This window comes from Bradyrhizobium sp. SYSU BS000235, from assembly GCF_049747295.1.
Taxonomy (GTDB): Bacteria; Pseudomonadota; Alphaproteobacteria; order Rhizobiales; family Xanthobacteraceae; genus Afipia.
On sequence record NZ_JBMHJM010000001.1, the window covers coordinates 2,043,916 to 2,057,363 of the forward strand.

Consider the following 13,448-nt stretch of genomic DNA (forward strand, 5'->3'; position numbering starts at 1 on the left):
CGAACCTGTCAAGGATTTCATGATTTTGGCGGCTTTTTCGCGTTGCTTCTCGGCAATGGTTGGGCGAGTGTCCGCCGTCCCGAACCGTCCGACTTTGACCCATAAGGATTTTCCATGACTGTTTCTCAACCCCGCACGGCCCTGAGTACGCGATCCGGCCTGCTCTCGACCGCCGCGGCAACTTGTCTCGCGGTTCTCTTGATGGCCGGCCAGCCGTTGTACGCGCAAAATGCCGACCCCGTGATCGCAAAGGTTAACGGTGCGGAAATCCACCAGAGCGACCTGACGGTTGCCGAGGAAGAGCTTGGACCGAGCCTGCAGCAGATGGACCCCGCCACCCGCCGCGAAAACCTGATTTCTTTCCTGATCGACATGAAAATCGTCGCCAAGGCCGCCGAGGACAAAAAAGTCGGCGACAGCGCCGACTTCAAGAAGAAGCTTTCTTTTGCCCGGGACCGGCTCTTGATGGACAGCATCCTCAACACCGAGGGCAAGGCCGGAGTCACCGACGAGGCCATGAAGAAGGTCTACGAGGACGCCACCAAGCAGGTTTCCGGCGAAAAGGAAGTCCATGCACGGCATATCCTCGTTCCGACCGAGGAAGAGGCGAAAGCGATCGTCGAAGAGCTCAAGAAGGGCGCCGACTTCGCGGAACTCGCCAAGAAGAAGTCGAAGGATCCAGGCGCCGCGGACGGTGGCGACCTCGGTTTCTTCACCAAGGAACAAATGGTGCCGGAATTTTCCGCGGCCGCCTTTGCACTCGAGCCCGGCAAGATTTCCGATCCCGTGAAGTCCCAGTTCGGTTGGCATGTCATCAAGGTCGAGGAAAAGCGCGACCGCAAGCCGCCGCCATTTGACCAGGTGAAGCCGCAGATCGAGTCCTTCGTCGTTCGTAAGGCGCAGTCCGACTACGTCACCAAGCTGCGTGAAGCCGCGAAGATCGAGCGCCTCGACAAGAAGGACGAGCCCGCAGCGGCAGCCACGCCGGCTCCGGACGCAAAGGCCGCCCCGGGCGGCGCCATGATGAAGAAAAAATAAGCGTCACGGTTTCGTCATCTGTGACATTCCGAGACAGAGAATGCCCGGCTCGCGCCGGGCATTTTTCATTTCAGCCTTTTTCGACCTTGCGATTCACCCGCCTGATGCGTTTGATGCGCCCAGTCTCAAATCCGGAAGATTTCAATGTCGACAACGGTCTCGCCTCTCGCCCCCACCCACGTTCCTGATATGCCGCGGATCGCCGGTGTGCGCCTTGCGACCGCCGCAGCCGGCATTCGTTACAAGGACCGCACCGACGTCCTGTTGGCCTTGTTCGACAAAGGCACCGCCGTCGCGGGCGTGTTCACCAAGTCCAAGTGCCCGAGCGCCGCAGTGGACTGGTGCCGCGCGAAGCTGAAGGGCGGCGAAGCCCGCGCACTAGTGGTCAATTCCGGCAACGCCAACGCTTTCACCGGCAAAAGCGGTAAGCAGTCCACTACTCTGACCGCCTCAATCGCCGCGAAAGCAGCGGGAACGACACCGGCCAGGATCTTCCTGGCTTCGACCGGCGTCATCGGTGAGCCGCTTGACGCAACGAAATTCGACGGCGTGCTCGATAACCTCGTGCAGAGCGCGGCAGAGGGTGGTTGGCATGATGCCGCCCGCGCCATCATGACTACTGACACCTTCCCCAAAGTCGCGACCGCGACGGTCAAGATCGGCAAAACGGAAGTCCACATCAACGGCATGGCGAAAGGCGCCGGCATGATCGCGCCGGACATGGCGACCATGCTGTCATTTATCTTCACGGACGCGCCGATCTCCTCAGGCGTGCTGCAGTCGTTGCTCAAGACCGGTGTCGAAGACACCTTCAACGCGGTGACGATCGACGGCGACACCTCGACGTCCGATACCCTGCTCGCATTTGCGACCGGTGCAGCCGCAGCCAATGGCGCACCGAAAATCACCCGCGCCGCCGACCCCAAGCTGAAGGCGTTCACGAAGGCGTTTCATGGCGTGCTGGCGGATCTCGCCGAGCAGGTTGCACGCGACGGTGAAGGCGCACGCAAGCTGATCGAGATCATCGTTGAGGGTGCAACGTCGAAGAAATCCGCGCGCAAGATTGCGATGTCCATCGCCAACTCGCCGCTGGTGAAAACCGCGGCCGCCGGCGAGGACGCCAACTGGGGCCGCGTCGTCATGGCCGTCGGCAAAGCCGGCGAGCCGGCCGACCGCGATAAACTGTCGATCTCGTTCAACGGCATTCGCGTCGCGACCAAGGGCGCGCGCGATCCGTCCTACAACGAAGCGGAAGTCTCCGCGCTGATGAAGCAACAGAAAATCCAGATCAAGGTCAGCCTCGGTCTCGGCAAGGGAACCGACCGCGTGCTGACATGTGACCTCACCAAGGAGTATGTCACGATCAACGGCGACTACCGGTCGTGATCAAACTCACCCTCGTTGTCGCCTGCGCGCTGATCGACGCCGATAACCGCGTCCTCATCGCGCAGCGTCCCGAAGGAAAAGCACTGGCCGGACTGTGGGAGTTTCCAGGTGGGAAGCTCGAGCCCGGCGAGCGGCCCGAACCGGCATTGATCCGCGAGCTCGCCGAAGAGCTCGGCATCACGGTGCAGGAGCCGTGTCTCGCGCCGCTGACGTTCGCCAGCCACGCGTATGATACTTTCCACCTGCTCATGCCGCTTTACATCTGCCGGAAGTGGGAAGGCATCGTCACCGCGCGCGAAGGTCAAAATCTCGCATGGGTTCGCGCCAACAAACTGCGCGACTACCCGATGCCGCCGGCCGACATTCCCCTCATTCCGCACCTCACCGATCTGCTTCTGTGACGCGCACGCGTTGCACGCGGAAAGCTAGTGTGGCGGTTCTGAAGTCCGCATCATTCGTGCGGCGAGTCCGGGATGCGGACTTCAGAACCAAAGCCACACTAGAACAATAACTTGCTAGAGTCCTTCGATTCCGACGTTCGCAGACGAACGAGCCGCGGAATGATGCGAACTTCGGAATCGGGACTCTAGTGATGATGCACACGCAACCCCAGCGCATCACACCAGCAAAAGCCTCACGTCTTCGATTTGCCTTTCACCGCAGCCTCCAGGCTCATCTTCGCCGAGCCCGGCTTGAGCGGCTTCTGCTGGCTTTCGTGAGGGGCCCATCCCGAGAGCCAGATGATATCGAACGTGGCGCGAATGCGCCCGTCGGGATCGGCGAAGCGCTCCGCATAGACATGCGCCATCTTCAGCATTGTGGCCCGGCGAGAGAGCGTCCGGCGACGCTCGGTCAGAATATTGGTCGCCCCCATGCGCCGCAGGTCATGCATGAGTGCGAACGCATTGTCGTACCGCACCACGATGCGATCCACGTCCGTGACCGGCAATGCAAAACCCGCACGCTGCAGCAGAGCACCGACATCGCGCAGATCGGCAAATGGCGCGACGCGCGGCGATACCCCGCCTTCGACTTCGGCTTCAGCCGCAGCGAAGGATTGCCGCAGCTCTGTCAGGGTGTCGCCACCGATCAATGCCGCGAGCAGCAGTCCATCCGGCTTGAGGGCGCGGCGCACCTGCGCCAGCACGCCCGGCAGATCATTCACCAACTGCAGAGCCAACGCCGAGACCGCAAGATCGATGGATTGCGGAGCCAGCGGCAAGGGCTCGCTGTCGGATGCCTGCAAAGCGACCGCCGCCAGTTGCCGCACACTCGCGTCGATCGCGCTGCGCACCTGATCACCCGGCGTACCAAGATCAACGCCATTGGAGAACTCGCGCAGCACGGCATGCAGGCGCTCCGCCAAATCCTCGGCCACGCGATCCAGCAAAAATGTCGCGGGCCCGAGCCTCGTCGCGCGACGCTGGCGCTGGTCGAGCAAGGTGCGGTCAAACAGGCGCGGAGGATTATCATTCATCGTCATGGGCCGTTGGTACGTCTTGCACCGTCGTCTGACAATCGCCGAAAGCTCTCGCGCGCCGAAAGCCCACTTGAGCCAACCGTATCTCCCGTTTAGCCTTCATTTGCGGGGGAGATATGTCAGGATTGGACCAGACAGCATCGCATCCTTTGAGGGCCCGGGTACGGGACGGGGTGTTTCGCGTGCTCAAGGGCTGTCGGGACGCGTGCATGGCCATTCCGCGCGCGGCGCTGGATATCGCGTTGCCGACCCTGTGTGTGTCCTGCCACGAGCCTGTCGCCGGTGAAGGCGTATGCGCCACCTGCTGGGCCAAGCTGTCGTTTATCGCACCGCCATTCTGCGTCCGGCTTGGGATTCCCTTTGTCTACGACCCCGGCCCGGGTTTCCTTTCGATGGAAGCCATCGCGAAGCCGCCGGCTTACCAGCGCGCCCGCGCCGCGGTGCGCTATGACGATGTCGCACGGACCCTGGTCCATGCGCTGAAGTATCAGGATCGGACGGACCTTGCTCCCACCATGGGACGCTGGATGGCCCGCGCCGGTCGCGAGCTCCTCAACGAGGCGGATGCCCTCATCCCGGTGCCGTTGCATTGGCGGCGGAGCTGGAGCCGCCGCTACAACCAGTCCGGCGCCCTGGCCAACATCATCAGCCGTGAAACCCGCTTGCCGGTCATCGGCAACGCCCTGCAACGCGTCCGTCCGACGCTGCAGCAAATCGGATTGTCCAAATCCGAGCGAGCGCTCAACGTGCAGGGCGCGTTCAAGGTGCCTTTGGAGAAAAAATCTTCCGTGCAAGGCCGACGCATTGTCCTGGTTGACGATGTGTTGACGTCGGGCGCGACGCTCGATGCCTGCGCCCGCGCGCTGTTGCGGGCCAGGGCTGCGCAGGTGGACGTGCTGGTGTTCGCGCGGGTTGTGGACACGTTCAAGGCCCCCATATAATTTGCATTCTTTCACCCTTGTCGAGACACAACATGCCTGCTGAGATTGAAATCTATACCCGCCCCGGCTGCGGCTATTGCAGTGCTGCGAAGTCCCTTCTGACCCGGAAGAAGGCTGCTTTTAAGGAATTCGACGTGTCGGTTGATCCGTCATGGCGCGCGGAGATGGTGGAACGCGCCAAGGGTGGCGCGACATTCCCGCAGATCTTCATCGACAGGACGCATATCGGCGGGTGTGACGATCTCTATGCGCTCGATCGCGAGGGCAAGCTCGACGGCTTGCTCGATGGCCAGAAGGTTTCGTCATGAGCACGATTGAAGCCGGCGCTCCGTTTACCGCAGCCATGGTGCAGATGCGCACCGCGATGCTGCCAGAGACGAGCCTTGCCGAAGGGATCAAGCTGATCCGTGAGGCCAAGGCCAAGGGCGCCGACTACGTGCAGACACCTGAAGTGAGCAACATCATTCAGGTCAACCGCAAAGGCCTGTTCGAAGTTCTCGCGAGCCAGGAGGACGACCTTTCGCTCAAGGCTTATCGTGAGCTCGCGCGCGAACTGAAGATCTACCTTCACATCGGATCTCTGGCCCTCAGGGCCACGCCGGAGCGTGCCGTCAATCGATCGTTCCTGATTGCGCCGACCGGCGACATTCTCGCCACCTACGACAAGATCCATATGTTCGATATCGAACTCGACGGCGGCGAGAGCTACCGCGAGTCCGCGAATTATCAACCCGGCGAAACGGCGGTGATCTCGGATCTGCCGTGGGGTCGCCTCGGCCTGACGATCTGTTACGATGTGCGCTTCCCCGCGCTTTACCGTGCGCTCGCCGAAGCCGGCGCGGCTTTCATTTCGGTTCCATCGGCGTTCACGGTTCGCACCGGACAGGCACACTGGCACACGCTGTTGCGTGCCCGCGCCATCGAGAACGGATGCTTCGTGTTCGCCGCAGCTCAAGCCGGAAAGCATGAAAGCGGACGGGAAACTTACGGCCATTCGCTGATCGTCGATCCCTGGGGTGAAATCCTCGCCGAAGCCGGCACGGAAACCGGCGTCATCCTGGCGAAGATCGACCCGGCGAAAGTCGCGACCGTTCGCAAGACCATTCCGTCCCTGCAGCATGGCCGCCGCTTCACTCTGGCCGACCCGAAGGCAGGTCCGGACCATCTGCACCTTGTGCGAGGATCGGCATGATCCGCTACGCGTTGCGCTGTGAGCGCGGCCACGATTTCGAAAGCTGGTTTCAAAGTTCGTCCGCTTACGACAGCCAGCGCAAGCGCGGCCTCGTCGCGTGTCCGATGTGCGATTCGACCAAAGTCGAAAAAGCGATCATGGCTCCGCGGATTGCGACCAAAGGCAAATCGAAGCAGGCAACGCCAGCGCCACAACCTGCTCCCGCCGCAGATGAGAGCGGATCGTCATCGCTGGTCATGGCGCCGCAGGAGCGCGAGTTGATCGCCAAGATCAAAGAGCTGCGCGATCATGTTTTGAAGAACGCCGACAACGTCGGAAACAAGTTCCCGGACGAAGCGCGCAAGATGCACTACGGCGACATCGAGCATCGCGCAATTTACGGCGAAGCCACCGCGGAAGAAGCGAAGGCTTTGGTCGATGAGGGCATCGAGGTGGCGCCGCTGCCGATTCTTCCGGACGACCGGAACTAGGCCATGAACTCGCTGGGTTGCCCATGAGCCCTGAAACGATGTCATCGTGGCAAGGCTCCTGGCAATTCTGGGCACTCTTGTCGGCAGTGTTCGCGGCGCTCACAGCGATCTTCGCGAAAGTCGGCGTCGAGAACATCAATCCCGACCTGGCAACATTCATCCGCACGGTTATCGTGCTGGCGAGCTTCGCAATCATTCTGTTCGGCACAGGCCAGTTCCGTACGCCGGGACCAATCTCCGGCAGAACTTGGCTGTTTCTCGTACTATCCGGGCTGGCCACGGGCGCCTCGTGGCTGTGCTATTTTCGCGCCCTCAAGCTCGGGCCCGCGACGCTCGTTGCGCCGATCGACAAACTGAGCGTCGTGCTTGTGGCCCTGTTCGCTTTCGTGTTTCTGGGCGAGCGCCCCTCGGCCAGCGGATGGCTCGGCATCGGCCTGATTGCTGCAGGCGCGGTGTTACTCGCCCTCAAAAAATAATCAGCCGGCAACAAGCATCGCCACGCCGACCAAAATCAATACAATGCCGCTCACCTCGCGCATCGAGATCGGCTGTTTCATCGAATAGTACGCGACACCCTGCGCGAACAGCACTTCGACCAGCGCCAACGTTCGAACATTCGCCGCGGCCGTGAGCGCGAAAGCAAGAAACCAGAACAACGATGCGAACGATCCCATGAAGCCGGCGAACATCGACGGCTTCCAGAGCCGGAAGATCGCGGTCATCGTGCCGGGCGCACGCACAATCAGCCACGCGGACAGGATGATGCTCTGCATCAGCAGCGTTGCCACCAAGGTCAGGCTCGCCGCGGTGACGAAACTGACATTGGCCACATTCAGGATCGCGCCGCGATAGCCGACCGCCGACAATGCAAAGAATGACGCTGCCAAAAGGCCAATCAACGTCGGCTTGAGGCTGCCGAAGCCCTTGGCACCGCCCGGGCGCAGCGCGGTGATGACCACGCCGATGGTGGCGATCAAGATCGCCACGACTTTCAGAACTGTGAGATGATCTGCAAGGAAGACAAAACCGAAAACCGCGGCCTGAATGGCCTCGGTCTTGAGATACGCGGTGGTCACCACAAACGACCGTTCATTCATTGCCATCAGCATCAGGGCGGTGGCGATAATCTGCGCCATACCGCCGGTCACAAGCCACGGCCAGAATCCCGCCTCCGGCCAGGACAACCGGTCGCCGGTCGTTGCGAGAATGAGGCTTAAGAAAATCAGCGAGAACGGAAAACCGAACAGGAAGCGGATGTGCGTCGCGCCCAACGTTCCGAGCTGTGCCGTCAAACCGCGCTGCATGGCGTTGCGCACGACCTGCCCTGCTGCCCCCATCAGGGTGAAGGGAATCCAGAGCCAGACAAATTGGGTCATGATGTGATTTCAACCGAGCAGGCAGGGCGATGAGCAATCATAAAAGCCACTGCCTGACGGTTCAGGTCAACCGGCACCCCGTCATGCCCGGATTGCACCACCTGTTATCCGGACTCGGATACGACAGGAGGCTGGTCAATTTATGTCTAGACCGCAGCCTCGGCGATCATCATGTAGTTGACGTCCATATCCGACGACAGGCCCCATTTGTCCGCAATCGGACTGTAGACCACACCGGCCTGATCGCTGATGGCGAGCTTGTTGCGGTCGAGATGATGGGTGATCTCGGCGGGAGTTACGAACTTGTCCCATTGATGGGTGCCACGCGGCAGCCAGCGCAGCACATATTCCGCGCCGACGATGGCGAGCGCGAAGCTCTTCCAATTTCGGTTGATGGTGGAGATCACCATCATGCTCGCAGGCTTGAGCAATGCGGCGCAATGATCGAGGAAGAGACCGACGTCAGCGACATGCTCGACCACTTCCATGGCCAATACGATGTCAAAACGCTCGCGCGGATTGATGTCTTCGACGGTGGTGCAGCGATAATCGATCAGAAGATGCGATCGATCCGCGTGCAGCTTGGCCACGGCGATGTTGGTTTCGGACGGGTCGACGCCTACGACCTGAGCACCAAGGCGCGCCAGGGGCTCGCACAGCAAGCCAGCGCCACAACCGATATCGAGAATGCGCAGGCCTGACAGGCAGTTCAGGCTTTTGGGATTGCGGTCGAACTTCCGGCAGATCGCGTCGCGAATATAGGCGAGTCGCAGCGGATTGATCTTGTGCAGCGGGGCCATCTTGCCCTTGGGATCCCACCACTGCTCGGACAACTGCGAGAAGCGCGCGACTTCCTTGGGGTCAACGGTAGAGGCCGATAACGAACTGGTGCTCAACATTGCTACTGCCGCGTACGCATGAGAACGGACGTCTATCTCGCCGTGATGTGATTCCGGAATTCGAGCGGCGAGGCGATCATCTTAATCGTTTTTCTGCCCTCGCCTACACCCATAACCGTCACGTTTCCCCAGCCAAAAATTCGCCCGGCAATACTCTGCTCGACATCGACGCTCTCGATCTTGTCCAGGCTCATCTCGAACGTCTGGCGCTTGATGAAACCTTCCTTGTGGACGACCCGAAGTGACGTCACGTCGGTTTCAACGATCCAGCGCCGAAACCAGGCTCGCAATAGCTCAAAGACGGCGATAGCCGCGAGCAATGCGCTAACCACCCACAAAATCTTCTGCAAACCGTCATTTGAGGCCATTTGCGCTCCGAAAAGGCCGATCGCGGCGAGCAAAAGACACAGCAGGCCGGGGACGTAGATGATTCCGTGTATGGTTGTCGAATACAGCACTTTCTCGCCGGGCTGCAGAATCTCGTCGATATAACGCCCCATACTGACCTCAAAGTCCCAATTTCCGATGGGATTGCTTGCCCGCGACCCGATGGGTATGTATAGCCGCCTTTTCAGGGTTGTACCGTCGTTTTGCGCGGAACCGCCTCAACAATCAGATCAGCTAGGACTGCGCCGTTCGCCATGGGCCGCCTTGTGATGAAATTCGGCGGCACGTCCGTCGCTAATATCGAACGCATTCGCAACGTCGCGCAGCACGTCAAACGCGAAGTGGATGCCGGCCACGATGTCGCCGTGGTGGTCTCGGCCATGTCCGGCAAAACCAATGAATTGGTCGCCTGGGCCACCGAGACGTCGGCGCTGCACGATGCGCGCGAATACGACGCCATTGTCGCCTCGGGAGAGCAGGTCACATCCGGCCTGCTCGCAATCGCGCTGCAGGCGCTCGGCATTCAGGCCCGGTCGTGGCAGGGCTGGCAAATTCCGATCCAGACCAGCGACGCCCATGCGTCTGCCCGTATTACCGGAATCGACGGCGGCGAACTGATCAAGCGTTTCAAGGAACGCAAAGAGGTCGCGGTCATCGCCGGCTTCCAGGGCATCCATGAGCCGACCGGCCGCATCACCACCCTTGGGCGCGGCGGCTCAGACACGTCGGCCGTGGCCATTGCGGCGGCGATCCAGGCCGACCGCTGCGACATCTACACCGACGTTGATGGCGTCTACACCACCGACCCCCGCGTGGTGCCAAAAGCCAAGCGCCTCGACAAGGTTGCGTTCGAGGAAATGCTGGAGTTGGCGTCCCAGGGCGCGAAGGTCCTGCAGGTGCGCTCCGTCGAGCTCGGCATGGTGCACAACGTGCGCGTGTTCGTGCGCTCGAGCTTTGACAAACCGGAAGATATTGATGCCCACGGCACGCCGCCGGGAACGCTGATCTGCAGCGAGGAGGAAATTATGGAGAGCCAAGTCGTCACCGGCATCGCCTTCTCGAAGGATGAAGCCCAGATCTCCGTTCGCCAGATCGAAGATAAACCGGGTGTCGCGGCGGCCATCTTCGGTCCGCTTGCGGATGCCAGCATCAATGTCGACATGATCGTTCAGAACGTGTCGCAAGATGGCAAGACCACCGATCTGACCTTCACGGTCCCTGCGTCCGAATACACCCGCGCCAAGGACACCATCACCAAGGCGAAGGACAAGATCGGCTACAAGGCTGTCGACAGCGCGACCGATGTTGCCAAGGTTTCCGTCATCGGCATCGGCATGCGCAGCCATGCAGGTGTTGCCGCACAAGCCTTCAAGGCGCTCTCGGACCGCAACATCAATATTCGAGCGATCACTACTTCCGAGATCAAGTTCTCGCTGCTGATCGATGCCGCTTACACGGAATTGGCGGTTCGCACACTGCATACCTTGTACGGCCTGGATCAGGCCTGATCTCGGTGCGGCGCGGAACGCTAGTGTCCCGTCTCCGAATAACCGATCGATTTGCGGCGCGCTCATACGGTTATTCGGAGACGAAAGGACACTAGCAAAGTCAAAATGCTGGTGTGGCTTCTGTCTCACAATTGCCGATAAGAGACCGGCCGCAAGAGTGATCGGCAATTGCGAGACGCCACACCAGTTCCGCGCCTTCGCTGCACTGCGACAATCCGACCTTTCCTGCCATCTCAGGGCTGTTATTTGGCAAGTGTTTTGCTTGGCAAAATGAGCCTCGATTCGATATAGCCTCAGGATAAGGCCGTTGCTTTTTCGTCCCTGATCCTGACATCGAAAATGTCACGGATTGGCGGGCTCCAAGAGTGCGCAGCCCTGAATTATTGTTTGTTTACCACTGGTTAACGCTATCGCGGCCTCAAGGGGCCGCGCTTGAGTTGCAGCGAAGGATGTCAACGGATGCGGAGCGCGCTGGGAGGCCCCCGCGTCTTGCTGAGACGGCTCCGCGAAGTGATGGCCGAACCGGTCAGCGCTCAGGACCGCCTCGACAAGATCGTGGTGCTGATCGCCGCCAACATGGTGGCGGAGGTCTGCTCGACCTACGTGCTGCGCATCGACAACACGCTTGAGCTCTATGCCACGGAAGGTCTGAACCGCAACGCAGTCCACCAGACGGTTCTCACTGCACACGAAGGTCTCGTCGGTCTTGTCGCCAGCGAAGCGACGCCGCTGAACCTGTCCGACGCACAGTCGCATCCCGCATTCTCGTATCGTCCGGAAACCGGCGAAGAAATTTATCATTCCTTCCTCGGGGTACCGATCCTGCGTTCGGGCAACACGCTCGGGGTGCTGGTGGTGCAGAACCGCGCCCACCGCACGTACGTCGAGGAAGAGGTCGAGGCGCTGCAAACCACCGCCATGGTGGTCGCGGAAATGATCGCCTCCGGCGAGTTGTCCGCCATTGCGAAACCGGGCGCCGAACCGGCCGCGCGCCATTCGCTGCACAAGACCGGCGCCGTCCTCTCGGACGGCATTGCCCTCGGGCACGTCGTGCTGCACGAGCCGCGCGTCGTCATCACCAATTACATCGCCGAAGATCTTCCGAGAGAACTCAAGCGGCTGGACACCGCGATCCTCAAGCTGCGCGCCGATCTCGATCGCATGCTGGAGCGCGGCGACGTTGCCGAGGGCGGCGAACACCGCGATGTGCTGGAAGCGTATCGGATGTTCGCCAACGACCAGGGTTGGCAACACAAGCTGCACGAGGCTGTCGCCACAGGTCTCACCGCGGAAGCCGCTGTTGAGCGTGTTCAATCGGACACGCGCGCGCGCATGTTGCGCTCGACCGATCCGTACTTGCGTGATCGCCTCCATGACCTGGAGGACCTTGGTTACCGGCTGATGCGACAACTCGTTGGCCAGGATCACGCGCCGTCGCGCGAGCAATTGCCCGACAATGCCATCCTGATCGCCCGCTCGATGGGCCCCGCGGCGCTGCTCGACTACGACCGCAAGCGCCTGCGCGGGCTTGTGCTGGAAGAAGGCACCGCCAACTCACACGTCTCGATCGTTGCGCGGGCGCTGGGGATTCCTGCCGTTGGCGAAGTGCAGAATGCGGCCGGCATCGGCGACCCGGGCGACGCGATCATCGTCGATGGCACCTCGGGATCGATCTACATTCGTCCCTCGATGGAAATCCAGTCGGCGTATGCGGAGCGCGTCCGCTTCCGCGCCCGCCGCCAGGAGCAATATCGCGAACTGCGGGACAAGCCGTGCGTGACCAAGGATGGTCAACCGGTCGAATTGATGATCAACGCAGGTCTTGTCATCGACCTTCCGCACATCGATGACACCGGCTCGTCGGGCATCGGACTGTTTCGCACCGAGTTGCAGTTCATGGTCGGTCAGAGCCTGCCGCGCACCAGCGAGCAGCTTGCCCTCTACCGAACGGTCCTGGATGCCGCCGGCGACAAGCCGGTGACGTTCCGCACCCTGGACATCGGCGGCGACAAAGCGCTGCCGTATATGGATACGATCGTCGAGGAAAATCCCGCGCTCGGATGGCGCGCGATCCGGCTCGGCCTCGACCGGCCGGGGCTTCTGCGCGGACAAATCCGGGCACTGCTGCGTGCTGCCAGCGGCCGTTATCTGCGCGTGATGTTCCCGATGGTCTCGCAGGTCGACGAATTCGATCAGGCGAAGCTGGTGATCGAGCGTGAACTTACCTATTTGAGGCAGCACGGCCATACGCTACCGGAACGCGTTGATGTCGGCACCATGGTCGAGGTGCCTGCCCTGCTCTACCAGATGGATGAGTTGCTGAAGCGCGTCGATTTCGTATCGGTCGGCTCAAATGACCTGTTCCAGTTCATGTTCGCTGTCGACCGCGGCAACTCCCGCGTCACCGATCGTTTCGATACGCTCTCGGCGCCGATCCTGCGCGCGCTGCGCGACATCGTCAGAAAGGCGAATGCGGCCAGAAGATCTGCATCGCTGTGCGGTGAGATGGCATCACAGCCGCTTGGCGCGCTGGCCCTGGTTGCGCTCGGCTATCGCTCGTTGTCGCTGTCGGCGACCGCACATGGTCCCGTCAAGGCGTTGCTTCTCGAGTTGAACGCCAAGAAGGCTGAAGCGATGATGATGCCGCTGCTGGACGCGCCGACCGGCTCGTTGTCGATCCGCAGCAAGCTGATGGAATTCGCCGAGGCTGAAGGGCTTCCGCTTTAGCGCCGTTGTCTGGCTTATCCGCCGAACGCTACGCCTATGAATCA

General features: G+C 61.0%; 14 protein-coding genes. 10 read left to right on the forward strand and 4 right to left on the reverse strand.

Annotated features, from left to right (window positions below):
• Positions 1-114: 114 nt before the first annotated feature.
• The 3 genes from ACP0KA_RS09525 (at position 115) to ACP0KA_RS09535 (ending at position 2,825) form a co-directional block, all read left to right on the forward strand.
• Positions 115-1,038, forward strand: a complete 924-nt coding sequence (locus tag ACP0KA_RS09525; protein WP_424628553.1) for a peptidylprolyl isomerase — start codon at positions 115-117, stop codon at positions 1,036-1,038.
• A gap of 144 nt (positions 1,039-1,182) precedes the next feature.
• On the forward strand, positions 1,183-2,424 hold the full coding sequence (gene argJ, locus ACP0KA_RS09530) for a bifunctional glutamate N-acetyltransferase/amino-acid acetyltransferase ArgJ (protein ID WP_424628554.1): 1,242 nt from the start codon (positions 1,183-1,185) through the stop codon (positions 2,422-2,424).
• Positions 2,421-2,825, forward strand: coding sequence for a (deoxy)nucleoside triphosphate pyrophosphohydrolase (locus ACP0KA_RS09535; RefSeq protein ID WP_424628555.1), 405 nt, complete (start codon positions 2,421-2,423; stop codon positions 2,823-2,825). The genes argJ and ACP0KA_RS09535 overlap by 4 nt, the downstream gene beginning before the upstream one ends.
• 233 nt (positions 2,826-3,058) lie before the next feature.
• Here the strand turns inward: ACP0KA_RS09535 and ACP0KA_RS09540 are convergent, their stop codons facing one another.
• A complete protein-coding gene (locus tag ACP0KA_RS09540) occupies positions 3,059-3,901 on the reverse strand; it encodes a methyltransferase domain-containing protein (protein ID WP_424631543.1) in 843 nt (280 codons plus the stop codon).
• Positions 3,902-4,020: 119 nt separating this feature from the next.
• Between ACP0KA_RS09540 and ACP0KA_RS09545 the strand changes: the two genes are divergently transcribed.
• The 5 genes from ACP0KA_RS09545 to ACP0KA_RS09565 are packed head-to-tail and all read left to right on the forward strand — an operon-like array spanning position 4,021 to position 6,983.
• The gene (locus tag ACP0KA_RS09545; protein WP_424628556.1) at positions 4,021-4,845 is read left to right on the forward strand and encodes a ComF family protein; all 825 of its coding nucleotides are present in this window, start codon (positions 4,021-4,023) and stop codon (positions 4,843-4,845) included.
• 32 nt (positions 4,846-4,877) lie between these two features.
• The gene (grxC, locus tag ACP0KA_RS09550) at positions 4,878-5,153 is read left to right on the forward strand and encodes a glutaredoxin 3 (protein WP_424628557.1); all 276 of its coding nucleotides are present in this window, start codon (positions 4,878-4,880) and stop codon (positions 5,151-5,153) included.
• Positions 5,150-6,037 carry a carbon-nitrogen hydrolase family protein gene (locus ACP0KA_RS09555; protein ID WP_424628558.1) on the forward strand — a complete coding sequence of 296 codons (888 nt, stop codon included), beginning with the start codon at positions 5,150-5,152 and terminating at the stop codon, positions 6,035-6,037. Before grxC ends, ACP0KA_RS09555 begins: the two co-directional genes overlap by 4 nt.
• Positions 6,034-6,507: a DUF1178 family protein gene (locus tag ACP0KA_RS09560; RefSeq protein ID WP_424628559.1), complete on the forward strand. Its 474-nt coding sequence runs from the start codon at positions 6,034-6,036 to the stop codon at positions 6,505-6,507. The genes ACP0KA_RS09555 and ACP0KA_RS09560 overlap by 4 nt, the downstream gene beginning before the upstream one ends.
• Positions 6,508-6,530: 23 nt before the next feature.
• The gene (locus ACP0KA_RS09565; protein ID WP_424628560.1) at positions 6,531-6,983 is read left to right on the forward strand and encodes an EamA family transporter; all 453 of its coding nucleotides are present in this window, start codon (positions 6,531-6,533) and stop codon (positions 6,981-6,983) included.
• On the opposite strand, the gene ACP0KA_RS09570 is transcribed toward ACP0KA_RS09565, so the two are convergent.
• The 3 genes from ACP0KA_RS09570 to ACP0KA_RS09580 form a co-directional block, all read right to left on the reverse strand.
• A complete protein-coding gene (locus ACP0KA_RS09570) occupies positions 6,984-7,883 on the reverse strand; it encodes an EamA family transporter (RefSeq protein ID WP_424628561.1) in 900 nt (299 codons plus the stop codon).
• A 146-nt stretch (positions 7,884-8,029) separates the two neighbouring features.
• Positions 8,030-8,782 carry a bifunctional 2-polyprenyl-6-hydroxyphenol methylase/3-demethylubiquinol 3-O-methyltransferase UbiG gene (ubiG, locus tag ACP0KA_RS09575; protein WP_424628562.1) on the reverse strand — a complete coding sequence of 251 codons (753 nt, stop codon included), beginning with the start codon at positions 8,780-8,782 and terminating at the stop codon, positions 8,030-8,032.
• A 32-nt stretch (positions 8,783-8,814) separates the two neighbouring features.
• Complete coding sequence (locus tag ACP0KA_RS09580; RefSeq protein ID WP_424628563.1) at positions 8,815-9,282, reverse strand: PH domain-containing protein; 468 nt, start codon at positions 9,280-9,282, stop codon at positions 8,815-8,817.
• 141 nt (positions 9,283-9,423) lie between these two features.
• Here ACP0KA_RS09580 and ACP0KA_RS09585 point away from each other — a divergent pair, with 141 nt between their 5' ends.
• Positions 9,424-10,677, forward strand: a complete 1,254-nt coding sequence (locus ACP0KA_RS09585; protein ID WP_424628564.1) for an aspartate kinase — start codon at positions 9,424-9,426, stop codon at positions 10,675-10,677.
• Between the two features lie 459 nt (positions 10,678-11,136).
• The gene (gene ptsP / locus ACP0KA_RS09590) at positions 11,137-13,404 is read left to right on the forward strand and encodes a phosphoenolpyruvate--protein phosphotransferase (protein ID WP_424628565.1); all 2,268 of its coding nucleotides are present in this window, start codon (positions 11,137-11,139) and stop codon (positions 13,402-13,404) included.
• The last annotated feature ends 44 nt before the right edge of the window (positions 13,405-13,448 follow it).